Source organism: Stenotrophomonas maltophilia, from assembly GCF_900186865.1.
In the GTDB taxonomy this organism is placed as follows: domain Bacteria; phylum Pseudomonadota; class Gammaproteobacteria; order Xanthomonadales; family Xanthomonadaceae; genus Stenotrophomonas; species Stenotrophomonas maltophilia.
The window spans coordinates 760,191-782,395 of the sequence record NZ_LT906480.1 but is presented as its reverse complement, the minus strand read 5'-3'; the positions used below and the strand labels follow the sequence as shown (position 1 = coordinate 782,395).

At 67.2% G+C, this 22,205-nt stretch carries 17 protein-coding genes and 1 riboswitch; of the genes, 8 read left to right on the top strand and 9 right to left on the bottom strand.

Annotated elements, in window-relative coordinates; genetic code table 11:
* The first annotated feature begins 233 nt into the window (after positions 1-233).
* A complete protein-coding gene (metK, locus tag CKW06_RS03610) occupies positions 234-1,445 on the top strand; it encodes a methionine adenosyltransferase (RefSeq protein ID WP_010481882.1) in 1,212 nt (403 codons plus the stop codon).
* A gap of 140 nt (positions 1,446-1,585) precedes the next feature.
* A complete protein-coding gene (locus CKW06_RS03605; protein ID WP_024957294.1) occupies positions 1,586-2,092 on the top strand; it encodes an acyl-CoA thioesterase in 507 nt (168 codons plus the stop codon).
* Positions 2,093-2,179: 87 nt separating this feature from the next.
* On the opposite strand, the gene ppc is transcribed toward CKW06_RS03605, so the two are convergent.
* Together ppc and CKW06_RS03595 are read right to left on the bottom strand one after the other, a co-directional pair.
* Entirely contained in the window at positions 2,180-4,891 is a 2,712-nt protein-coding gene (ppc, locus tag CKW06_RS03600) for a phosphoenolpyruvate carboxylase (protein ID WP_024957293.1), read from the bottom strand.
* Positions 4,892-5,063: 172 nt separating this feature from the next.
* Positions 5,064-7,580 carry a S9 family peptidase gene (locus tag CKW06_RS03595; RefSeq protein WP_024957292.1) on the bottom strand — a complete coding sequence of 839 codons (2,517 nt, stop codon included), beginning with the start codon at positions 7,578-7,580 and terminating at the stop codon, positions 5,064-5,066.
* A 121-nt stretch (positions 7,581-7,701) separates the two neighbouring features.
* Positions 7,702-7,785, top strand: a riboswitch (S-adenosyl-L-homocysteine riboswitch).
* A gap of 36 nt (positions 7,786-7,821) precedes the next feature.
* Here CKW06_RS03595 and ahcY point away from each other — a divergent pair.
* From ahcY to CKW06_RS03580, 3 genes are all read left to right on the top strand, one after another.
* Positions 7,822-9,267: an adenosylhomocysteinase gene (gene ahcY, locus CKW06_RS03590; RefSeq protein ID WP_024957291.1), complete on the top strand. Its 1,446-nt coding sequence runs from the start codon at positions 7,822-7,824 to the stop codon at positions 9,265-9,267.
* Positions 9,268-9,468: 201 nt separating this feature from the next.
* The gene (gene ybaK, locus CKW06_RS03585) at positions 9,469-9,942 is read left to right on the top strand and encodes a Cys-tRNA(Pro) deacylase (RefSeq protein WP_024957290.1); all 474 of its coding nucleotides are present in this window, start codon (positions 9,469-9,471) and stop codon (positions 9,940-9,942) included.
* Complete coding sequence (locus tag CKW06_RS03580; RefSeq protein WP_024957289.1) at positions 9,942-10,427, top strand: hypothetical protein; 486 nt, start codon at positions 9,942-9,944, stop codon at positions 10,425-10,427. The genes ybaK and CKW06_RS03580 overlap by 1 nt, the downstream gene beginning before the upstream one ends.
* A 75-nt stretch (positions 10,428-10,502) precedes the next feature.
* On the opposite strand, the gene CKW06_RS03575 is transcribed toward CKW06_RS03580, so the two are convergent.
* Complete coding sequence (locus CKW06_RS03575; RefSeq protein WP_024957288.1) at positions 10,503-11,060, bottom strand: DUF3228 family protein; 558 nt, start codon at positions 11,058-11,060, stop codon at positions 10,503-10,505.
* A gap of 137 nt (positions 11,061-11,197) precedes the next feature.
* Between CKW06_RS03575 and CKW06_RS03570 the strand changes: the two genes are divergently transcribed.
* Positions 11,198-12,715: an amidohydrolase family protein gene (locus CKW06_RS03570; RefSeq protein ID WP_024957287.1), complete on the top strand. Its 1,518-nt coding sequence runs from the start codon at positions 11,198-11,200 to the stop codon at positions 12,713-12,715.
* Between the two features lie 6 nt (positions 12,716-12,721).
* Here CKW06_RS03570 and CKW06_RS03565 read toward each other — a convergent pair whose 3' ends face one another.
* Genes CKW06_RS03565 through CKW06_RS03555 form a run of 3 tightly spaced genes read right to left on the bottom strand, consistent with a single transcriptional unit; the run spans position 12,722 to position 15,447 of the window.
* On the bottom strand, positions 12,722-13,453 hold the full coding sequence (locus tag CKW06_RS03565) for a LytR/AlgR family response regulator transcription factor (protein ID WP_005408094.1): 732 nt from the start codon (positions 13,451-13,453) through the stop codon (positions 12,722-12,724).
* Positions 13,450-14,496 carry a sensor histidine kinase gene (locus tag CKW06_RS03560; protein ID WP_024957286.1) on the bottom strand — a complete coding sequence of 349 codons (1,047 nt, stop codon included), beginning with the start codon at positions 14,494-14,496 and terminating at the stop codon, positions 13,450-13,452. Before CKW06_RS03560 ends, CKW06_RS03565 begins: the two co-directional genes overlap by 4 nt.
* A gap of 24 nt (positions 14,497-14,520) precedes the next feature.
* Positions 14,521-15,447 carry an alpha/beta fold hydrolase gene (locus CKW06_RS03555; protein WP_024957285.1) on the bottom strand — a complete coding sequence of 309 codons (927 nt, stop codon included), beginning with the start codon at positions 15,445-15,447 and terminating at the stop codon, positions 14,521-14,523.
* A gap of 203 nt (positions 15,448-15,650) precedes the next feature.
* On the opposite strand from CKW06_RS03555, the gene metF reads away from it, so the two are divergent.
* Both metF and CKW06_RS03545 read left to right on the top strand, forming a co-directional pair.
* Positions 15,651-16,478, top strand: a complete 828-nt coding sequence (gene metF / locus CKW06_RS03550; protein WP_024957284.1) for a methylenetetrahydrofolate reductase [NAD(P)H] — start codon at positions 15,651-15,653, stop codon at positions 16,476-16,478.
* Positions 16,479-16,518: 40 nt separating this feature from the next.
* Positions 16,519-17,103: a DUF4124 domain-containing protein gene (locus CKW06_RS03545; protein ID WP_024957283.1), complete on the top strand. Its 585-nt coding sequence runs from the start codon at positions 16,519-16,521 to the stop codon at positions 17,101-17,103.
* Positions 17,104-17,154: 51 nt separating this feature from the next.
* Here CKW06_RS03545 and CKW06_RS03540 read toward each other — a convergent pair whose 3' ends face one another.
* From CKW06_RS03540 to CKW06_RS03530, 3 genes are all read right to left on the bottom strand, one after another.
* Complete coding sequence (locus CKW06_RS03540; protein WP_024957282.1) at positions 17,155-18,111, bottom strand: Nudix family hydrolase; 957 nt, start codon at positions 18,109-18,111, stop codon at positions 17,155-17,157.
* A 101-nt stretch (positions 18,112-18,212) separates the two neighbouring features.
* The gene (gene secA / locus CKW06_RS03535) at positions 18,213-20,945 is read right to left on the bottom strand and encodes a preprotein translocase subunit SecA (protein ID WP_024957281.1); all 2,733 of its coding nucleotides are present in this window, start codon (positions 20,943-20,945) and stop codon (positions 18,213-18,215) included.
* Between the two features lie 298 nt (positions 20,946-21,243).
* Positions 21,244-22,200 (bottom strand): M23 family metallopeptidase, encoded by a 957-nt coding sequence (locus tag CKW06_RS03530; RefSeq protein WP_024957280.1) that lies wholly within the window; start codon positions 22,198-22,200, stop codon positions 21,244-21,246.
* Positions 22,201-22,205 lie beyond the last annotated feature (5 nt).

The following is a 22,205-nucleotide window of genomic DNA, read 5'->3' as shown; positions in this document are numbered from 1 at the left end:
CGGTCGGCCCGCCCGGGGCGGGGCCGCAACCGGCCCCCTGGCCACCCCGCCCGTTGTCACGCTGGTGGAACACTGGGCCTCGAGGCTGGGGCCCAATCCCGTCAGGACGGCCCTTGCCGGGCCTACGCGGGCTTAACCACCGGCAACCGGTACAGGTTCACAATGCACAGGCGACGCACCCCGTGTATCATGCGCGCCCATCTTTCCATCCGAATCAAGGGATATTACGCCTGATGTCCAGCTATCTCTTCACCTCCGAGTCGGTCTCCGAAGGCCATCCGGACAAGGTTGCCGACCAGATCTCCGATGCGGTGCTGGACGCGATCCTGACCCAGGACCAGCGCGCCCGCGTGGCCTGCGAGACCATGGTCAAGACCGGCGTTGCCATCGTGGCCGGTGAAATCACCACCAGCGCCTGGATCGACCTGGAAGCCCTGACCCGCAAGGTCATCACGGACATCGGCTATGACAGCTCCGACGTCGGCTTCGACGGCGCCACCTGCGGCGTGCTGAACCTGATCGGCAAGCAGTCGCCGCACATCGCCCAGGGCGTGGACCGCAAGAAGCCGGAAGAAATGGGCGCGGGCGACCAGGGCCTGATGTTCGGCTATGCCACCAACGAGACCGACAGCTACATGCCGGCCGCGATCCACCTGTCGCACCGCCTGGTCGAGCAGCAGGCCAAGATCCGCAAGAAGAAGAACTCGCCGCTGTCGTGGCTGCGTCCGGACGCCAAGAGCCAGGTCACCCTGCGCTATGAAAACGGCGTGGTCTCGGCCATCGACGCCGTGGTGCTGTCGACCCAGCATGCCCCGGGCATCAAGCAGAAGGACCTCATCGAGGCCGTCCGCGAAGAGATCATCAAGCCGGTGCTGCCGGCCAAGTGGCTGCACAAGGGCACCAAGTTCCACATCAACCCGACCGGCAAGTTCGAGATCGGCGGTCCGGTGGGCGACTGCGGCCTGACCGGCCGCAAGATCATCGTCGACACCTACGGCGGCTGGGCCCGTCACGGTGGTGGCGCCTTCTCCGGCAAGGACCCGTCCAAGGTCGACCGCTCGGCTGCCTACGCTGCCCGCTACGTCGCCAAGAACGTGGTTGCCGCCGGCCTGGCCGACCGTTGCGAAGTGCAGGTCTCCTACGCCATCGGCGTGGCTGAGCCGACCTCGATCTCGGTCACCACCTTCGGCACCGGCAAGATCAGCGACGACAAGATCGAGAAGCTGATCCGCAAGCACTTCGACCTGCGCCCGTACGGCATCATCAAGATGCTGGACCTGGTGCACCCGATGTACCAGCAGACCGCGGCCTACGGCCACTTCGGCCGCAAGCCGAAGGAGTTCAGCTACCTCAACGGCGAAGGCGAGACCGTCAACGCCACGGCCTTCTCCTGGGAGAAGACCGATCGCGCCGCCGCCCTGCGCGCCGATGCGAAGCTGAAGTAAGAAACACGAAGGGCCGCTCACGCGGCCCTTCTGCTTCTGGTAGAGCCGGCCGCTGGCCGGCTTTTTTCATGGCCTTCGGAATCAATCGCGTGGTTGCCGGCCAGCGGCCGGCGCTACCCGGTTGCCGATACAATCGCCCCATGTCGACCGAACTGAAAACCCACCAGCTGTCCATGACCGTGCTGATGTCGCCGGAGATGGCCAATTTCTCCGGCAAGGTCCACGGTGGCGCCATCCTGCGCCTGCTCGACCAGGTGGCCTACGCCTGTGCCAGCCGCTATGCCGGCAGCTACGTGGTCACTCTGTCGGTGGACCAGGTGATGTTCCGCCAGCCCATCGCGGTGGGCGAACTGGTCACCTTCCTGGCCTCGGTGAACTACACCGGCACCTCGTCGATGGAGATCGGCATCAAGGTGGTGGCCGAGGACATCCTCAAGCGCAGCGTGCGCCACGCCAACAGCTGCTTCTTCACGATGGTGGCGGTGGACGAGGAAGGCCGGCCGACGCCGGTGCCGCCCCTGCAGCCGGCCACATCCGACGAGAAGCGCCGCCAGGCCGCCGCACAGATCCGCGGCCAGCTGCGCCAGGAAATGGAACAGCGCCATCTGGAACTGCTGGCGTCGAACCCGCCTTCGCCGGAGGAATGAGGTAGTGCCGGCCGCTGGCCGGCAACCTCGTGCGCGCTGCCAGACATCATGAGGTTGCCGGCCAGCGGCCGGCACTACCGCTACACCTCACCCGGTGTTCTGCACACCCTGCGAAACACCGTTCACGCACGCCACCAGCGCGCGCAGCAGATCGTCATCCTCGCGTCCGCTGGCCCGCCAGCGCTGCAGCAGGTCCACCTGCAGCACGCTGATCGGATCGACATAGGGATTGCGCAGGCGGATCGACAGCGCCAGCCGCGCATCGTGGTCCAGCAGCGTCTGCTGGTCCATCAATGCCAGCAGCCAGTGCCGGGTGAGTTCCAGTTCGCGCTGCACCTGCGGGAAGAAGCGCCCGTGCAACTCGCCGGACAGCTGCGAGAACTGCTCGGCGATGGTGATATCGCCCTTGGACAGCACCATCGAGATATCGTCCAGGAACATACGGAAAAACGGCCAGTCTCGCGCCATATCGCGCAGGGTCTGTTCGTGGCCGGCATCCACCGCCGCCTGCAGGCCACTGCCCACGCCATACCAACCGGGAATCACCGCGCGTGCCTGGCTCCAGGCGAATACCCACGGAATCGCGCGCAGGTTGCCCAGCGCTGCGTCCTGGCCGAGCCGGCGCGACGGACGCGAGCCCAGCGTCATCCGCTCGATCACATCGATCGGCGTGGCGGTACGGAAGTAATCCATGAAGCCGGCCTGGCCAACGAACGCGCGATACACCTCACTGCTGGCCCCAGCCACCGCATCCATCACCGGCCGCCAGTCGTCCTCGCGGGGCTCGGCAGCACGCGGGCGCAGGCTGGCGCGCAGCACCGCGCCGGTGGCCTGTTCCAGCGAGCGCAAAGCCAGCGCGCGGATACCGTACTTGCGATGAATCACCTCGCCCTGCTCGGTCACCCGCAGGCGGCCATCGATGCTGCCGCGTGGTGAAGCATCCACCGCGTGCGTGGTCTTGCCACCGCCACGGCTGATCGAGCCGCCACGGCCATGGAAGAAGGTCAGGCGGATGCCCGCCTCGGCCGCCACCTCCAGCAGCTCCACCTGTGCACGCTGCAGGCCCCAGCGCGAGGCCGCGATACCGCCGTCCTTGCTGCTGTCCGAATAACCCAGCATCACCATCTGCACGTCGTCGCGTGCTTGCAGGTGCGCGCGATAGATCGGGTCGGCCAGCAGGTCACGCAGGGTCGCGGTGCCGCGCTTGAGATCATCCACCGTCTCGAACAGCGGTGCGATATCCAGCGGTACTGATCCGTTCTCTTCCACCAGGCCGCCACGGCGTGCCAGCGCCAGCACCGCCAGCACGTCGCTGCGGTCGTGCGCCATCGAGATGATGTAGCTGCCCAGCGCCTCGCTGCCATGCCGCGCACGCGCATCGGCCAGCGCGGCGAACACCGCATCCAGCCGCTGGTTGCCCTCGTCGTCACCGTTGGGCAATGCCGTTTCACCGCTGGCATGCGGGCTCAGCAGCCGCGCACGGCCCACCGCATCCAGCGCCTGCCAGGCCTCTTCGCCACCCAGCACGGCGGCCAGCGCGCGCGCATGCACGCTCGACTCCTGGCGCACATCCAGCCGCGCCAGATGGAAGCCGAAGGTCTTCACCCGCCACAGCAGGCGCTGCACGGCAAAACCACCAGCGTGCTCGCCACGGTTCGCAAGCAGGCTGTCGAGGATCAGCTGCAGGTCGTCGATCAATTCGGCGGGGCCGGCGTAGGCGCGCTCGCCATCGTCCAGCGTCGCCTGCAGGCGTGCGCGCATGCGGTCGTTGAGCAGGCGGTACGGCATATCGGCGTGGCGCGGGCGCGACTGCACCTGCGGCAGCAGCTGCTGGTACTGCGCCACGCGCGCCTGCAGCGCATCGCTCACGCCCACCCGCTCGGTGGACTGGCTGAGCAGGCTGGCCAGCTGCAGCAGTTCCTTCTGGTAGCGCCCGAGCACCGCCTGCCGCTGCGCATCCAGCGTATTGCGGATGGTGTGGGCATCCACGTTCGGGTTGCCGTCCATGTCGCCGCCCACCCACGTACCAAAGCGCAGCAGGCGCGGCAGCGGCAGTTCTTCGCCGTAGGTATCGCGCAGCGCCTGCTGCAGCGATTCGTACAGCACCGGAATCACCCGGTACAGCACCTGCACCAGATAGAAGCCGACGTGCTCGCGCTCGTCATCCACCGTGGGCCGCACCGGCGAGGAATCGGTGGTCTGCCACGACGCGGTCAGCGCCATGCGGAAGCGCGCAGCATCGGCGGCGGCCTCGCCCGGCGTGCGCTGGCCGTCCAGGTTGTCGACCAGGCTGGCCACCATCAGCTGCTCTTTTTCCAGCAGCGCGCGGCGTACCGCTTCGGTCGGGTGCGCGGTGAACACCGGTTCGATGTCGATACGCGGGAGCCACTGCGCCAGTTCGTCCAGGCCCACGCCCTGCGCCTTCAGGTGCTGCAGCGCATCCTGCAGGCCATCGGGCTGCGCACCTGCGGTACCGGCGCGCTGGTAGTCACGGCGGCGGCGGATGCGATGCACGCGCTCGGCGATGTTGACCACCTGGAAGTAGGTGCTGAAGGCCCGCACCATGGTCTCGGCCTGCTGCGGCGTGCGCCCGGCCAGGCCATCGGCCAGCTCCGACAGCGGCGCCTGGTTTTCGCGACGGGCGATGGCGCGGGTACGCACGTCCTCGACGTCATCAAGAAACGCGGCCGACACCTGTTCGACCAGCAGGTCGCCGACCAGTGCGCCAAGCCGGCGCACATCATCGCGAAGCGGAAGATCGGGAGAAGCAAACTCGATGCTGCTGCGGTACTCGTTCATCGGCGACGCACAGGCCTCGGTCAACGGATCCAGGCCCCAAGCCTATCCCAGATCGGGCGTCGTGCTGCGATGCAAAAATGGTTTCATCTGGTAGTGCCGGCCGCTGGCCGGCAACCTCAGGTTGCATGGCTCCATGAGGTTGCCGGCCAGCGGCCGGCACTACCGGGTCACGTCAGCGCTTCTTCTTCGCCTTGCCCTGCTCGGCCGGGCCGATGGTCTGCTCCAGCCAGCGCTCGCTTTCGGCCAGCATGGTCATGATCGATTCGCGTGCGCGGTAGGCGTGCGATTCGTTCGGCAGCATCACCAGCCGCGCGGTGCCACCCAGGCCCTTCACCGCAGCAAACATGCGCTCGCTCTGGATCGGGAAGGTGCCGGAGTTGTTGTCGTCCACGCCGTGGATGAAGAGGATCGGGTCCTTGATCCTGTCGGCGTAGTTGAACGGCGCCATCTTCTGGTAGACGTCCTGCGCCTGCCAGTAGTTGCGCTCCTCGGCCTGGAAGCCGAACGGCGTGAGCGTGCGGTTGTAGGCGCCGCTGCGCGCGATACCCGCCTTGAACAGGCGCGTATGCGCCAGCAGGTTGGCGGTCATGAACGCACCGTAGGAATGGCCGCCGATGGCGATGTGATCGCGATCGGTCACGCCACGGCGCACCACTTCATCCACCGCTGCCTGCGCGTTGGCCACCAGCTGCTCGATGTAGGTGTCGTTCGGCTCCTTGTCACCCTCGCCGATGATCGGCATCGACGGGCTGGCCAGCACCACGTAGCCCTTGGCCAGGAACGCCTGCGGGCCCCAGTAGCTGACCGCATTGAAGCGGTACGGCGAATCGGTCACCTGGCTGGCCGCGGCTGCGCTCTTGAACTCACCCGGATAGGCCCACATCAGCAGCGGGCGCGGGCCGTCGCGCTTCGGGTCGTAGCCCGGCGGCAGCAGCAGGGTCGCGGTCAGGTCGACGCCATCCTTGCGCTTGTAGCGGATCTGCTCCTTCTGCACGCCCTTCAGCTGCGGCAGCGGATGGGCGAAGTGGGTCAGCGCACGCGGCGCAGCACCCGCATCGGCCAGCGACTGCACGTAGAAGTTGGCCGGCTCGTCCGGGCTCTCGCGGCTCAGCAGCAGCGAACCGCCCTGGTTGTCCAGCAATGCCACCGGCAGCGAATAGCTCGGCGCCTGCGAGTGGAACAGGCGGGTGGCCTTGCCCGTGGCAATGTCGAAGCGGTCCACGAACGGACGATCGCCTTCCGGCGATGCACCGGCACCGGCCAGATACAGGCTGCTGCCATCGGCGCTGGTCTGCAGCAGCGAGCGCCCGCGGTCGTCGCTGGACAACAGCGGCCGGCCCGGATCGGAATAGCGGTCCTGCCCGTCTCGATCCCACAGCAGGCGCGGCTCGGCACCGGCGTTGTCCGGGGCGATCAACCAGGTCTTGGTCCTGCGGGTCTTCCACCACGATTCGGTCAGCAGGGCCAGGTCACCGCGGCCCCAGCTGATGCCGGCCAGGCGGCTGCCAAGCTGGGCCAGGGTGACCGGCGGTTTGTCGAACGGCGCGGCCTGCATCAGCACCGCATCGCGTACCTTGGCGTCCCTGTTCGGGTCGCCGCCGTCCTGCGCTTCGGCCCAGACCAGGGTGGCGTCGGCATCACCGCGCCAGCGGATGTCGCGCACGCCGGTCACTTCGGCGTCGTTGCCGGTCGGCAGCCCTTCCACCAGCGGGCGCACGGCCACGGTGTGCACCAGCTTGCCGCTGGCACGGTCGATCACTTCAATGCGGCGCGGGAAGCTGTCCACCGGCACCACGTACGAATACGGGCGCTGCACCGGCTGGCGCAGCACGAAGCGGCCATCCGGCGACACCGAGAAGCCCATGAAGATGCCGGCCGCGCCGATCGCGCGGGTACTGCCATCCAGGCTGACTTCCATCGGCTGGGTGGTCGCGTAGTAATCGAACTGGCGCGCATCAGCCTCGTTCTTCAGCAGGTCCTGGTAGGTACGGATCGACACCACGCCGCCGCCCTGGCTGGTCTGCTGCACGGCCGGGCCGGTCGGAATGCCGTCGGCGGCCGGGGCCGCACCGAGGTTGGCCGGGCGGGTGAACACCACCAGTCCGCGGCTGTCCGGCAGCCACTGGTAGCCGCTGCCGATCACCGTGTTCAGGCCGGCAACCAGGCGACGGGCACTGCCACCGGCCACGTCCACCAGCCACAGTTCGTTGGCACCGCTGGCGGCGTCGACCTGGTTGAAGGCCAGCCACTTCTGGTCCGGCGACCACATCACACTGGCGATCGACAGCTTGGCCGGCAGGCCACTGATCTGCCGCTCCTTGCCGTCGGCTACGTTCATCAGCCACAACTTCTCGCCGAAGCTGAAGCGGCTGTCGGAGAACGTGCGCGGGTTGATGCGCAGGCCGGCCAGCTTCAGTTCCGGCTGCGCCACCACCTGGATCGACGGCAGCGACGGCATCTGCATCATCGCGGCCACGTCGCGGCGTGGCGACAGGAACAACGTGGGCGCACGGGGCGCGTCCACCACCGCCTGCAGCGCGGCCGACGGCAGTTCGTAGCCGTTGACGCCCTGGGCCTGTGCGGCCACGGGCTGCGGCGCTGCCGCCCAGGCCAGCGGGGCCACCGCCAGCAGTCCCATCGACAGGACCAGGCCGGTCCAGCGCCGAGTACGGCGCGCGTGCATGCTCATCGTTCCACCTGTGTGATGCGTGAAAACACCGACCTTAACAGGCCGTGCACGCGGCCCCATCTGCCGATGGTTGGGGTCATCCGGATGTCACGTCGGGGCCGCGATATAATGGGGGTTCTCCCCTGCCGAGGGGCGCTGCGACCGGATCCCACGAGGCCCGGCCAGGCTCGGTAAGGTGGCTTTGTAACAACGGCGCCCGGCTAGATGCGAGCATCCGCTCGTCCACAACCGGAGCACACGAATGAACGCTGTTGCCAAGACCTTCTCCACCGAAGGTGACTACAAGATCCGCGATATCACGCTGGCCGACTGGGGCCGCAAGGAACTGGACATCGCCGAGCACGAAATGCCGGGCCTGATGTCGATCCGCCGCAAGTACCAGGCCGAGCTGCCGCTGAAGGGCGTGCGCGTGACCGGCTCGCTGCACATGACCATCCAGACCGCGGTGCTGATCGAGACCCTGAAGGACATCGGCGCCGACGTGCGCTGGGCCTCGTGCAACATCTTCTCGACCCAGGACCACGCCGCTGCCGCCATCGCCGCCACCGGCACCCCGGTGTTCGCCTGGAAGGGCGAGACCCTGGAAGAGTACTGGGACTGCACCCTGGACGCGCTGACCTTCACCCTGGCCGATGGCACCCTGACCGGCCCGGAGCTGGTGGTGGACGACGGCGGCGACGTGACCCTGCTGATCCACAAGGGCTACGAACTGGAAAACGGCAGCGACTGGGTCAACACCCCCTCTGCCTCGCACGAAGAACAGGTCATCAAGAACCTGCTCAAGCGCGTCGCCAAGGAGCGCCCGGGTTACTGGGGCCGCGTGGTCAAGGACTGGAAGGGCGTCTCCGAAGAGACCACCACCGGCGTGCACCGCCTGTACCAGCTGGCCCAGGCCGGCACCCTGCTGATCCCGGCGATCAACGTCAACGACTCGGTCACCAAGAGCAAGTTCGACAACCTGTACGGCTGCCGCGAGTCGCTGGCCGACGGCCTGAAGCGCGCGATGGACGTGATGCTGGCCGGCAAGGTGGCCGTGGTCTGCGGTTACGGCGACGTCGGCAAGGGCTGCGCGGCCTCGCTGCGTGCCTACGGCGCGCGCGTGATCGTCACCGAGATCGACCCGATCTGCGCCCTGCAGGCGGCGATGGAAGGCTATGAAGTCAACACCATCGAATCGACCCTGGGCCGTGCCGACCTGTACGTCACCACCACCGGCAACAAGGACATCATCCGCATCGAGCACCTGAGCGCGATGAAGGACCAGGCCATCGTCTGCAACATCGGCCACTTCGACAACGAGATCCAGGTCGATGCGCTGGTGTCGTTCGCCGGCATCAAGCACGTCAACATCAAGCCGCAGGTGGACAAGTACATCTTCCCGAACGGCAACGCGATCTTCCTGCTGGCCGAAGGCCGCCTGGTGAACCTGGGCTGCGCCACCGGCCACCCGAGCTTCGTGATGTCCAACAGCTTCGCCAACCAGACCCTGGCACAGATCGACCTGTGGGCGAACAAGGACAGCTACGAGAAGAAGGTCTACCTGCTGCCGAAGAAGCTGGACGAGGAAGTGGCCCGCCTGCACCTGGAAAAAATCGGCGTGAAGCTGACCACCCTGAGCCAGGAACAGGCCGACTACATCGGCGTGCCGGTGGAAGGCCCGTTCAAGCCGGACCACTACCGCTACTGATGCCTGCGGGGTGCCGGCCAGCGGCCGGCACCACCGGTGCATGCAACACACGGAACGGGCGCCTTCGGGCGTCCGTTCTGCGTTTGCGTGTGGCCGTACACCCCGCATCCAGTCCCCACGGTAGATCCACGCCATGCGTGGATGCTCTCCGGCAGTAGGCTCGGTCAAGGCAACGCGCCCAGCGCGCGCTACCATGCCTACATGACCCCGGCCATCAACCTGCTCAAGCGCGAGAAGATCGCCCACACCGTGCGCAGCTACGTGCATGACGCCCACGCCGAATCCTATGGCGGCGAAGCTGTCGACAAGCTCGGCCTCGATCCGGCCCAGGTGTTCAAGACCCTGCTGGCCAGCACCGAGGCACACGAACTGCTGGTGGCGATCGTGCCGGTGGCCGGCCAGCTGGACCTGAAGGCACTGGCCGAAGCGGCCGGCTGCAAGAAGTGCGAGATGGCTGCTGCTGATGCCGCGCAGCGCGCGACCGGTTACCTGGTCGGTGGCATCAGCCCGCTCGGACAGAAGAAGCGCCTGCGCACCTTCCTGGACGCCAGTGCCGAAGCGCTGCCCGCGCTGCATGTCAGCGCCGGTCGCCGTGGCCTGGAAGTGGAACTGGCACCCACCGACCTGCTGCGCCTCACCGCCGGCCACTACGCTGCCATCGGCAAGTCACGCTGATGCGCTGGCCGTGGTCTGCAGCGCCCATTCCCCGGCTCGACGATGCACAGGCCGATGTGCTGCTGCAGGACCTGTTGTCGCGCGACGCAACGCGCATCACCGATGCCGCCCGCGTCGTCGCACGACTGTTCAGTGCCTCATCGTTGGACGCGTTGAGCGCACATGTGGATCTGATCGAACAACGCTGCCAGGGTATCGCGCTTGGCGGCATGCTGATCAGCAACCAGGCGTATCTGAAGGCCGCCCTGCGTCGGCTGCGTTACTGGCGTGCACGCGAGGGTTGCCTGTGCGCGCTCAACCCCGGCTACCCGTTCTTCGATCCCCGTCGCCTGATTGAACAAGGACAGATGCAGCTGCTCTCGGTGGAAGAGGCTGAGGGCTGCTTGGGCGACTGCCACGCCGTTGCCTGCACGCAATGCGGCCAGCATTGGCAGGCCATCGACCGCGAGTACCATTACCCGTGGTGGGAATGGAAAGCTGCCTGAAGGCCAAGCGGCCACGCATGGCGTGGCTCTACTGCGGTCCGCACATTCACGCGATGCGTGGATGACAAATGTTGCTCACGGCCGCCAGTTGGCGTTGTTCTCCCAGAACTCCACCGAGCGCCGGTAGGCCTCCCGGTCCAGCGGCACACCGGAACCGCCTTCCTCCACGCCCAGCGCATTGCGCATCATCGTGATCGGCGCCATCGGCACCTCTTCCGGTTCGGCGGTGTAGATGCAGCCGACGATGCCCCAGTCGGCCTCGATCGGTGAACCTTCTTTCGCCAGCTGCCCGGCGCTGTACAGGATCACCACCAGGTAGTTCGCACGCGGTGATTCCACGCCCTCGAACCAGCGCACCAGCACCGGCAGTTCCTCGCGGTTGCGCGCCTCGTAGCCGCTACGCAGCTGGTGGCGGTTGGCCTCGGTGACCGGCACCGTCAGGCAGCGCGTGCTGGTCCAGTTCTCGTAGACGAACAACTTGCAGAACGGGGCGTAGCCGTCGAGCACCTTCAGCGGCGCGTGCGCATTGAGGTGTGCCTCGAACTGCTCGGCGGTGCAGTCCTGGATGGTGTTGCCACGCGGCACGCGCGGGAACAGGCGGGGACGGGCGAAATCGGTGAGGACGATGGACATGGCGCAGGTGTGATCAGGAGTTCTGCTGCACAGGGTAACCGTCCCGGAGGCAGACAGGGCCGGATGCCGATGGTCACTGGCGCCAGCGTCCCGCTTGCAGCACCCTGCGGGCGACCCACTACAAGGATCGCCGGCTCATGGATGCAGCATGCGCATTGCCCCGTTCCGCCCACCGTCGGCAGTGGCCGATCGTACTGGTCATCCTCCTGCTGGCGCCGCCATTGCTGTTCGCCGCCGCTCTGCTCTGGCCGCTGTCGGCTCCGCCGTTGCCCGAGCCGGGCAACAGCCGCGTGATCGTCAATGCGCGGGTGGTGGACGTGGCGCGCGGCCGGGTCAGCGAACCCACCACCGTGACAGTGCGCCACGGCACCATCACTGCCATTGGGGAAGATCCGCAGGACGCGCGGCTTCCCGTGCTCGACGCCGGCGGCCGCTGGCTGCTGCCCGGTTTCTGGGACATGCACACCCATGCACTGCAATTGTCGCCGCAGCTGCAGTTCCCGCTGATGCTGGCCAACGGCATCACCGGCACCCGTGACATGATGGACTGCCCGCAGACCACCGATCCGCTGATCGCCTGCGTGGCCGACAAGCGCCGCTGGACCGCACAGGCCATTGCCGGGCAGCAGGTTGCACCGCGCTTCGTACAGATCGCCAGTTTCTACTTCGAAGATCCGTCACTCACGCCAGAGGCCGCCGCTGCGCGTGCACGGACGTACAGCGCGCGCGGGGTCGACGCGTTGAAGGTCTACAACCGGCTGCGTGCGGACACCTATCAGCGGCTGGCCACCGAGGCGCAGCAGCTGCGCCGTCCGTTGGTCGGCCACCTGCCCAAGGCGGTGCCTCTGGACGACGCGGTGCAGGCGGGCCAGCGCAGCTTCGAGCACGCCCATCTGTTCGTGCGCCACTGCTTCGACAACGCGGCGGCATGGCGCGGTGGCACGCTCGACGGCGAAGACCCGATCGTACTGGCCGAACGCATGGTTGCCAGCTATCAGCCCACGCTCTGCAACAAGGCGTTCGCTTTGATGCAGGCCAGCGGTGCCGCGTTCGTACCGACCCATGTCACCCGCGAAGAAGATTCACGCGCAAGCGACCCCGCCTTCGTCGACGATCCGCGCCTGGCCTATCTGGACCCGCTTTCACGCTGGGCGTGGCGTGATGACCTGCAGGCCACCGCAGCGCGCTATCCCGGCCGACGCGGCCAAGACGCACTGAAGACCTACTTCGAGCATGGCCTGGCTCTCACCGGTGCGGCCCATCGTGCCGGCGTCACCGTGCTGGTCGGCACCGATACCGGATTGGGCGGCTTCCGCTACCACGATGAACTGCAGTGGCTGCGACAGGCCGGCCTGAGCCAGGCCGACGTGCTGCGCGCAGCTACGCTGCAGGCCGCACGTCATCTGCAACGGCAGGCATCGCATGGAAGCGTCGAGGTCGGCAAAGCCGCAGACCTGGTGCTGCTTGATGGCAACCCGCTGCACGACATCGCCAATACCCGCCGCGTGCATGCCGTGCTGCTGGCCGGCCACCTCTATGACCGCCCGCGGCTGGATGCGCTACAGACTTATGCGCGCAGGCAGGCACGCTCGCCCGCAGTGATGGCACGCCTGCTGTGGGGATTCATCACCAGCCCGGTCAGTGCCGAGCTGTAGCGGCAGCTACAACGCCATCCGCTCGCGCAGTTCACGTGCCTGCCGCCGCGATACCTCCACCTCGCTGCCGTCGTCCAGCGCCAGATCGTAGCCATCTGCAATGCTGGGCGTCACGCCACGAATGCGGCGCAGGTTGACCAGCGTGTTGCGGTTGGCGCGGAAGAACAACTCCGGCGGCAGGCGTGCTTCCAGCGCGCTCAGGCTGCGGGTCAGCAGGGCGTTCTGGTCGCGGAACCATAGCCGTGTGTAGTTGCCATCCACCACCAGCCGACGGATCTCCGAGACCGCGACGAACCAGCAGCGTTCGCCCTCGCGCACGAACACCTGGTCCTGCGCGCCCAGCGTGCTGCGCGGCTCCGGCGTTTCGCCCGCCACCACCTCGCGCTGGCGCGCCCGCTGCAACGCTTCCAGCAAGCGCGGCGCCTCGACCGGCTTCACCAGATAGTCCAGCGCGTTGGCCTGGAAGGCGCGCACCGCGTAGGTGTCGTAGGCAGTAACGAAGACCACCGCCGGCACCGTCTCCAGCCCATCCAGCACATCGAAGCCGCTGCCGGAGGGCATCTGCACATCCAGCAGCACCAGGTCTGGCGCCAGTGTGGCGATCGCCTCGCGTGCAGCGGGCACATCGTCGGCCTCGCCCACGCACTGCACCCATGGCAGCGCCGACAACAGCGTGCGCAGCTCCTGCCGCGCCAGCCGTGCATCATCAACGATCAACACACGCAGCACGCCACTCATTGCGGAATCTCCAGCAGGGCCTGCATGCGGTCGCCGACCGGCTGCAGGGTGAAACGACCCTGCGTGCCGAGCTGCGCACGCAGGTAGGCAAGGCCAACGCCATGGCCATGGGTGGGCTCGTTGGCGCTGCCCAGCGGATTGTCCACCTGCAGGCGCAGCACGTCATTGTCCAGCGTGGCACGGATCTGCACCTCACCGCCGCCCGGGCGGCTGGCGATGCCATGCTTGATCGCGTTTTCCACCAGCAGCTGCAGCGCCATCGCCGGCAGTTGTGCCTGCAGGGCGTCGGCATCGATCTGCCGGTTCACCTGCAGGCGCTGTTCGAAGTGGACTGCCTCGATGGCCAGGTAGTCGTCCACTACCGCCAGTTCCTCGGCCAGCGTGACCTGCTCGCTGCGGTTGTGTGCCAGCGCCTGGCGCAGCGTGCGCGACAGGTGGGTGACCATGTCGCGCGCACGCTCCGGGTCTTCCAGGATCAGCGCGCGCAGGTTGTTCAGCGCATTGAACATGAAATGCGGGTTGAGCCGTGCACGCAGTGCATCGCGCTCCAGCGCGCTGCGCTCGGCCTCGGCACGCAGGCGCGCCAGTTCCGCACTGCGTATCCGGCGCAGGCTGTGCAGGCCTGCCCAGAGCGCTGCCCACAGGGCCAGCATCACCGCAGTGGTGTACCAGTAGAGCAGCAGCGCCTTGGGGCTGAAGTCGGCCGTCTGCCGCCCCAGGCTCACCCAGTTCCAGGCCAGCGCCGAGTGCAGCGCGATGTTCACCAGCAGCTGCGCCACTGCCGCGCCCAATGCCACCGACAGCGCCAGCCGCAGCAACAGCCCGGCCGTGCCGCGCGCCCACCAGTCGGCACGCAGCGCCAGCGCGCGGATGGCACCGCTGCACCCGAACAGGGCCAACGCCAGGCCCAGCGTGATCAACACGCCTGCGCTTCCGGCATCGCTGAAATAGGCCTGGCGCAGGCCGATTCCGGCAACACCATAGAGCGCCCACACCAGCGCATTGAGCAGCCAGAAGCGTACCGTCGAGGAGGAATCCGGCATGTCCATTCCGAGGCGTGTTGAAACTCAGTGGTGGTGGTCGAGGAAGGCCTGCACCTGACCGCGCAGCCAGCGCGGATCATCCCACATCAGGAAGTGGAAACCCTGCGCGCTCATCGCGATCTGCACGCCCTGCAGTTTCGCGTACTGCGCCTGGAACACCGCGCGCGTGCTGTCCTCGGTGCCGCCCATCGGCTGGTAGCCGGCCCAGCTGCCCAGCACCAGCGTCGGTGCGGTGATCGAGGCGATGCTGTCACGCAGGTCGGTGGTCATTACCGCATGCATGGCATCAGCGGTGGTCTGGCGGTCGCTGGCTTCGCCCCAGCGCCCCAGCTCGGCCTGCCGCTGCGGATCGCGGGTCATGCCCGGCAGGCCGGCCTTCAGCTGCGCCTGCCACTGCGCGGCATCGGCGGCGAGCATGCCCTTGCGCAGCTGGTCAGCCATTGGCCGCACGCTGTCTGCGGTGGCGTTCGGGTCACGCGCGGCCGGCAGGAACGGCAATGCGTCGACCACCACCAGCGCACTGACTGCCTTCGGCTCGGCCTGCGCCATCTGCAGCCCCAGCAGGCCGCCAAGACTTTGGCCGATCACCACCACCGGGCCCAGCTGTTGGTCATGCAGGTAGGCCAGCAGCTGCCCGCGCATGGCCGGCAGGAATTCGGCCGGGCGCGGGTCGGCTGGCGCAGCGCCGGCAAAGCCCGGCAGCTGCACCAGATGGCACTGTACGTCCTTCAGCGCCAGGCAGGTCTCGCGCCAGACCTCGGCGCTGCTGTTCAGGCCGGGGATCATCAGCAGCGGACGGCCCTTGCCGACCACCTCGACCTGCACCTTGCCGGTGCCGGTGGCGGCCGCTGCATGCGCCGAGCCGGAACCGAGCACGGCCATCGCCATGCCGATCATCGCCAGCCGGGCCAGGGCCTTCATTGCGTACCAGAGTGCCAGGAAGATCTTCATCGTCTGCTCCTTCATTGGGTGGGTGGTGCCGGGATGGGAGCAGCGTGGGCCTGGCGGAGGCACCCCGGTTGCGATTTCGGAGCAGCGGCCGCACGGCGGGGCGAACGGTCGCGGGCCGGGGACGGCGGGCTCTCACGCAATCTTCAAGCATCCATCTTGATGAAGAGATATACTGCTTCGCACCGACCGCCGCCATCCGCGCCATGACCGCCATCAGCTTCGAGTTCTATCCGCCCAAGACCGACGAACAGCGCAGCCAGCTGGACCGCGCCGCGGCCAAGCTGAAGGACTACGGCCCCGAGTACGTGTCGTGTACCTTCGGCGCCGGTGGCTCGACCCTGAGCTACACCTCCGAGACCGTGCGCCATCTCAACCAGCACCATGGCTTCGATGCCGCGCCGCACCTGTCGTGCGTGGGCGGCACCCGCCAGGAGATCCGCGAACTGCTCAAGCTGTACCGCGCCATCGGCTGCCGTCGTCTGGTCGCGCTGCGCGGTGACCTTCCCTCGGGCATGGGCTTCCCCGGCGACATGCGCTACGCCGCCGAGCTGATCGACTTCATCCGCACCGAGCACGGCGATGCGTTCCACATCGAAGTGGGCGCGTATCCGGAAACGCATCCGCAGGCGACCGATGCGCTGGCTGACCTGAAGCACTTCAAGGCCAAGATCGATGCCGGTGCCGATGCGGCGATCACCCAGTACTTCTTCAACCCGGATGCCTACTTCCACTTCGTCGATGAAGTGCGCCGGCTCGGCGTGCAGGTGCCGATCACGCCCGGCATCATGCCGATCGCCAACTTCAGCCAGTTGCGCCGCTTCTCCGAGCAGTGTGGTGCGGAGATTCCGCGCTGGATCGGCCGCAAGATGCAGGCCTACGGCGATGACGCCGAGTCGGTACGTGCATTCGGCACGGAAGTGGTGGCCCGGCTGTGCCAGCGCCTGATCGAGGGCGGCGCGCCCGGCCTGCACTTCTACACCTTGAACCTGGCCAAGCCGACCACTTCAGTGCTGAAACTGCTGCGGGGCTGAAAGCACGCCATGCGGACCGGATCGGCGCTACCCTGCGAGGATGATCCGGCTTTCCTTCCTGCTGTTGCTGCTGCCGCTGTGCGTGCTGTCGAGCGTCGCCCACGCACATTCCACGCGCCTGAACCGCTGCACCAATGCGCAGGGCCAGAGCGTGTATACCGACCGGCCCTGCGACAGCGTGGGTGCACGGTCACGGCTGCCGCCGCCCTCCCCGACCGGCAATACCGCAGCGCGCGACACGCTGGGTGCACGCTGCCCGCGCCGGCTGAGCGAGCTCGTGGACGCACTGCGCAACGGCATCCTCAGCAACGACGTCAATCGGCTGTCCTCGCTGTACCTGTGGGGCGCGGTTTCTGATGCGGGCGCGCAGCGCATCCTCGGCCAGCTGGAATCGTTGGCGCGGCGGCCGCTGGTGGACGTGGTGCCGGTGTATCCGCGGCAGGACCAGGTCGCAGTGCCGGAGGAGGGTCAGAGCCCTGCTGCGCAGGGGTCCGACCCTGAGCCGCCGGCCGTGCGCCATCCGGTCGGCCTGCGCCTGGAGCAGACGTTGCCGGGCAGCGTGGCGCGCGCTTCGACGGTGCTGGGGTTGCGACGGCAATATGGTTGTTTCTGGATCACGCTGTGATCGGGAGGCGCCAGAGCCCTGCTGCGCAGGGATCTGACCCCGCATGCCGGCTCACTCTGGCCACAGCCCGCGAATGGCGGCGATGCCCTGCCCGCCATGGCGACGCGCTTCGGCGATGTGACCGCGGCCCACGCCGCCCAGCGCATAGATCGGCAGTGACACCTGCGCGCGCAGCTCGGCGAACGCGTCCCAGCCCAGCGGCACCGCGTCCGGATGGCTGGCCGTGGCCTGCACCGGGCCCAGCACGGCGAAGTCGCAGCCCAGCTGCTGTGCGGCCTGCAGCTGCTGCAGGTCGTGGCAGGACGCGGCTACCAGCTGGCCCTCGGGCAGCGGACGCTGCGACAGCTGCAGCAGCTGTTCGCTGCCCAGATGCACACCCACGCCCAATGCGCGTGCCAGTTCGATATCGCGATTGAGCAGCCACTGCACCCCACTGCGACGATGCGCGCGCACGGCCTGTTCGACCATCGCCTGCCGCTGCGGATGCGCCGTCGGCAACCGCAGCTGGATGCGCTGCTGGCCCGCGGCCACCACGCGCTGCAGCTGTTCATGCCAATGCTGCAAGCCGCCCTCATCATCGGCCGGTGCCGGGGTGATCAGGTAGCTGTCGGGCTGGCGCAGGGCAGCCACCACCGGCAGGTCGGCCGGTGGCATTGAATAGCGGCCCAGCTTGTCCGGCGCCACCCAGGTGATTGCCTGGCCCTCCCGCCCGCGCGGCGTCCCCTTCCAGCTGCGCACGTGGCGCACCTCCAGGGTCAGGTGCTTGTCCGGATAGCGCTGCGGCACATCCATCAGCCACTCGCCGACATCGGCCTCGATGCCCAGTTCCTCGCGCAGCTCGCGCACCAGCGCCTGTTCGGAGGTCTCGCCGGATTCGCGTTTGCCGCCGGGAAACTCCCACAGGCCGGCCATGTCGCGGTTCTCGGTACGGCGGTTGAGCAGCACGCGGCCACGGGCGTCGGTGATGACGGCGGCCACGACATGGATCGATCGGGTGGGGGAAGGCATGGGGGAAGCATGCCCAGAACAGGGCGGCCGGCGCAATCACGGATGCGCTGCGACTCCCCTGCCACAAACGAAAAGCCCCGCTTTCGCGGGGCTCTTCGGCATCAGCTCAGCTGGCCGTGGCAGTGCTTGTACTTCTTGCCACTGCCGCACGGGCACGGATCGTTGCGGCCGATCTTCGGCTCGTCGCGCTGCATCTGCGCCACGCCCTGCTGGGCAGCCTGCACCTGCGCGGCTTCCTCGTCGGCGCTGTAACCGCCCACGTCCTGGTGCTGGAACTGCGACTGGCTCAGGCGGGCTTCGGCCTGCTGGCGTTCGGCCGCTTCCAGCGCCTGCACTTCCTCGTCGCTGCGGATGCGCACGCGCGACAGCAGGGTCACCACTTCGCGCTTGACGTTTTCCAGCATGTCCGAGAACAGCTCGAAGGCTTCCTTCTTGTATTCCTGCTTGGGCTGCTTCTGTGCGTAACCACGCAGGTAGATGCCCTGGCGCAGGTAATCCATGCGCGCCAGGTGCTCCTTCCAGCTCTGGTCCAGCACGGTCAGCATCACGTGCTTCTCCAGCGCGCGCATGGTCTCTTCGCCCACGCCAGCTTCCTTCTCGGCGAAGTGCTGGTTGACGCGTTCCTGCACCTTGGCGGCAATCGCCTCGGCGTCCAGCTCCTCGTGTTCCTTGACCAGGTCGGTCAGAGACATCTGCAGGCCGAAGTCCGACTCGAGGGTCGCTTCCAGGCCACGCAGGTCCCACTGCTCGTCGATCGAGTTCGGCGGCACGAAGCGGGCCACCACGTCGAAGATCACGTCGTCGCGGATGCCGTCGACGTTGTCCTTCACCGACTCGGCGTCCAGCAGTTCGTCGCGCTGGGCGTAGATCACCTTGCGCTGGTCGTTGTTGACGTCGTCGAAGTCCAGCAGGTTCTTGCGGATGTCGAAGTTGTGGGCCTCGACCTTGCGCTGCGCCTTCTCGATCTGGCGGCTGACCAGGCGGTCTTCGATGACGTCGTCTTCCTTCATGCCCATCATGCGCATGGCCTTCTGCACCCAGTCGGAGGCGAAGATGCGCATCAGGTTGTCTTCCAGCGACAGGTAGAAGCGGGACGAACCCGGGTCACCCTGGCGGCCCGAACGGCCACGCAACTGGTTGTCGATACGGCGCGACTCATGGCGCTCGGTGCCGACGATGTGCAGGCCGCCCGCCGCCTTCACTGCCTCGTGGCGCTTCTGCCAGTCGGCCTTGACCGCGGCCTTCTGCTCGTCGGTCGCGTCCTCGCCCAGCGCGTGGAGCTCTGCTTCCAACGAACCGCCCAGCACGATATCGGTACCACGGCCGGCCATGTTGGTGGCGATGGTTACCGCGCCCGGACGGCCGGCGTTGGCGACGATGGTCGCTTCGCGGTCGTGCTGCTTGGCATTGAGCACTTCGTGCTTCACACCGGCCTTGCTCAGGTGCTCGGACAGCATTTCCGAAGTTTCAATCGAGGTGGTACCGACCAGCACCGGCTGGCCGCGCTTGGCGCATTCTTCGATGTCGGCCAGCACCGCGTTGAACTTGCCCTTGCGGTTGAGGAACACCTGGTCCGGGCTGTCCTTGCGGATGGTCGGGCGGTTGGTCGGGATCACCACCACTTCCAGCCCGTAGATGCTCTGGAATTCGAACGCTTCGGTATCGGCCGTGCCGGTCATGCCGGACAGCTTCTTGTACATGCGGAACAGGTTCTGGAAGGTGATGCTGGCCAGCGTCTGGTTCTCGCGCTGGACCGGCACGCCTTCCTTCGCTTCCACCGCCTGGTGCAGGCCATCGGACCAGCGGCGGCCGGCCAGGGTACGGCCGGTGAATTCGTCGACGATGACCACTTCGCCGTCGCGCACGATGTAGTCCACGTCACGCTGGTAGATGGCGTGCGCGCGCAGCGCGGCGTTGAGGTGGTGCACCACGGTCAGGTTCTGTGCCGCGTACAGGCCTTCGGTCTCGCCATCGAGGATGCCGGCTTCGACCAGCAGCTGCTCGGCGTGCTCCATGCCCGCTTCGGACAGGTGCACCTGCTTGCCCTTCTCGTCGACCCAGAAGTCGCCTTCGCCGTCTTCCGCTTCCTGCTTGACCAGGTGCGGCACGACGCGGTTGACACGGATGTACAGCTCCGGGGAATCATCGGCCGGGCCGGAGATGATCAGCGGGGTACGCGCTTCGTCGATCAGGATGGAGTCGACTTCGTCGACGATGGCGTAGTGCAGGCCGCGCTGGTAGCGGTCGGCCTTGGACAGCGCCATGTTGTCGCGCAGGTAGTCGAAACCGAATTCGTTGTTGGTGCCGTAGGTGATGTCGGCGGCGTAGGCTTCGCGCTTGTCGCTGTGCGGCATGCCCGGGTAGACCACGCCCACGCTCAGGCCCAGCCAGTTGTACAGCTTGCCCATCTGCGCGGCGTCGCGGCGGGCCAGGTAGTCGTTCACGGTGACCACGTGCACGCCCTTGCCTTCCAGCGCGTTGAGATACACCGGCAGGGTCGCCACCAGGGTCTTGCCTTCACCGGTGCGCATTTCTGCGATCTTGCCCAGGTGAAGCACCATGCCGCCGATCAGCTGCACGTCGTAGTGGCGCATGCCCAGCACGCGGCGGCCGGCTTCGCGGCAGACCGCGAAGGCTTCCGGCAGCACCTTGTCCAGGGCTTCACCGTCAGCGATGCGCTGCTTGAACTCCGGCGTCTTGGCCTGAAGCTGCTCGTCGGAAAGCTTCTCGATCTCCGGCTCCAGCGCATTGATCTTGGCGACGATGCGGTTGAGCTGGCGCAGCTGTCGTTCGTTACGACTGCCAAATACGCGGGTAAGCAGGCTGTTGATCATTGAAGGAACCGGGTTGGATGGACACGACGCCCGGCCTCCCCCTTGGGATCCGTCCGCCGCAAACGAAACAGGGCGCCTGGCGCCCTGTCGATGGCAACACCCATTGTAGCTTGGGACGGCCGCAAGGGGTTTCAACCCGTTGGCGGCAATGGCATCCGAACATTCCCGGTAGTGCCGGCCGCTGGCCGGCAACCTCGTTCGGGCCCCTCAAGGAATTGCCGGCCAGCGGCCGGCACTACCAGATCAACCGCATCGGGTCAGAGCCCTCCCGCGGCGCGGAAGGGATCCGACCCGGGCATCAGCCGCGGCTGACGCGGCCGACCGGCGTGTTGCCGCCGTCGCCGAGGAACTTGCGCGGGTTGACCACGTTGCCGTTCTCCCACACCTCGAAGTGCACGTGGGCGCCGGTCGAACGACCGGTGGAACCGGCCTTGGCCACTTCCTGCCCGGCACGGACCAGGTCGCCGACCTTCACCACCAGGCGCGAATTATGCGCGTAGCGGGTGACATAGCCGTTACCGTGGTCGACGTCGACCACGTTGCCGTAGCCGCCCTTCACGCCGGAGAAGCTGACCACGCCTTCGGCCACGGCCATCACCGGGTCACCGACCCTGGCGTGGAAGTCCATGCCCTTGTGGGTGGCGGCACCGCGGCCGAACGGGTCGGCACGGGTGCCGAAACCGGAGGTCACGTAGCTGTTGCGGATCGGCATGCGCGAGGGCACGGCGTTCTGCTGCAGCTGGTGGTCGAACATCAGCGATTCCATCACCGACAACTGGCGGCCTGAAGCAGCGAAACGCTGCTCCAGCACCTGTAAGTCGGCGTTGACGTCCTTGACCGGGATGTCGCTGGTCGGGCCGCCGGCATCGCCGTCACCGAGGCCAGGGGTCTCGTTGAAGTCGAACTCGCCGTCTTCCAGCTTGCCCATCTGGGTCAGCCGTTCGCCAAGGGCGTTCAGGCGGGTAGCCTGCGCCTGCAGCTCGCCGAGGCGTGCCGCCAGCGCGTTGACCTGGGTCTGCGCATCGCGCTTGACCTTGGCCAGTTCCGCATCCTGGCGCTCGACCTTGGCCTGCAGCCGGGAATCATTCAGCGCGCTGGCGCCAATGCCGCCAGCAAGGCCGATAATGCAGCCTACCCCGAGCACGCTGCCCAGCAGGGCGCGGGGGCGGTCCTCGAAATAGAACCGCAAACGCGCGATCGGCGACGACTTGGCCTGTCCTTCACGCGTTTTGATTACGATCTTTTTGAATGCCATCAGTG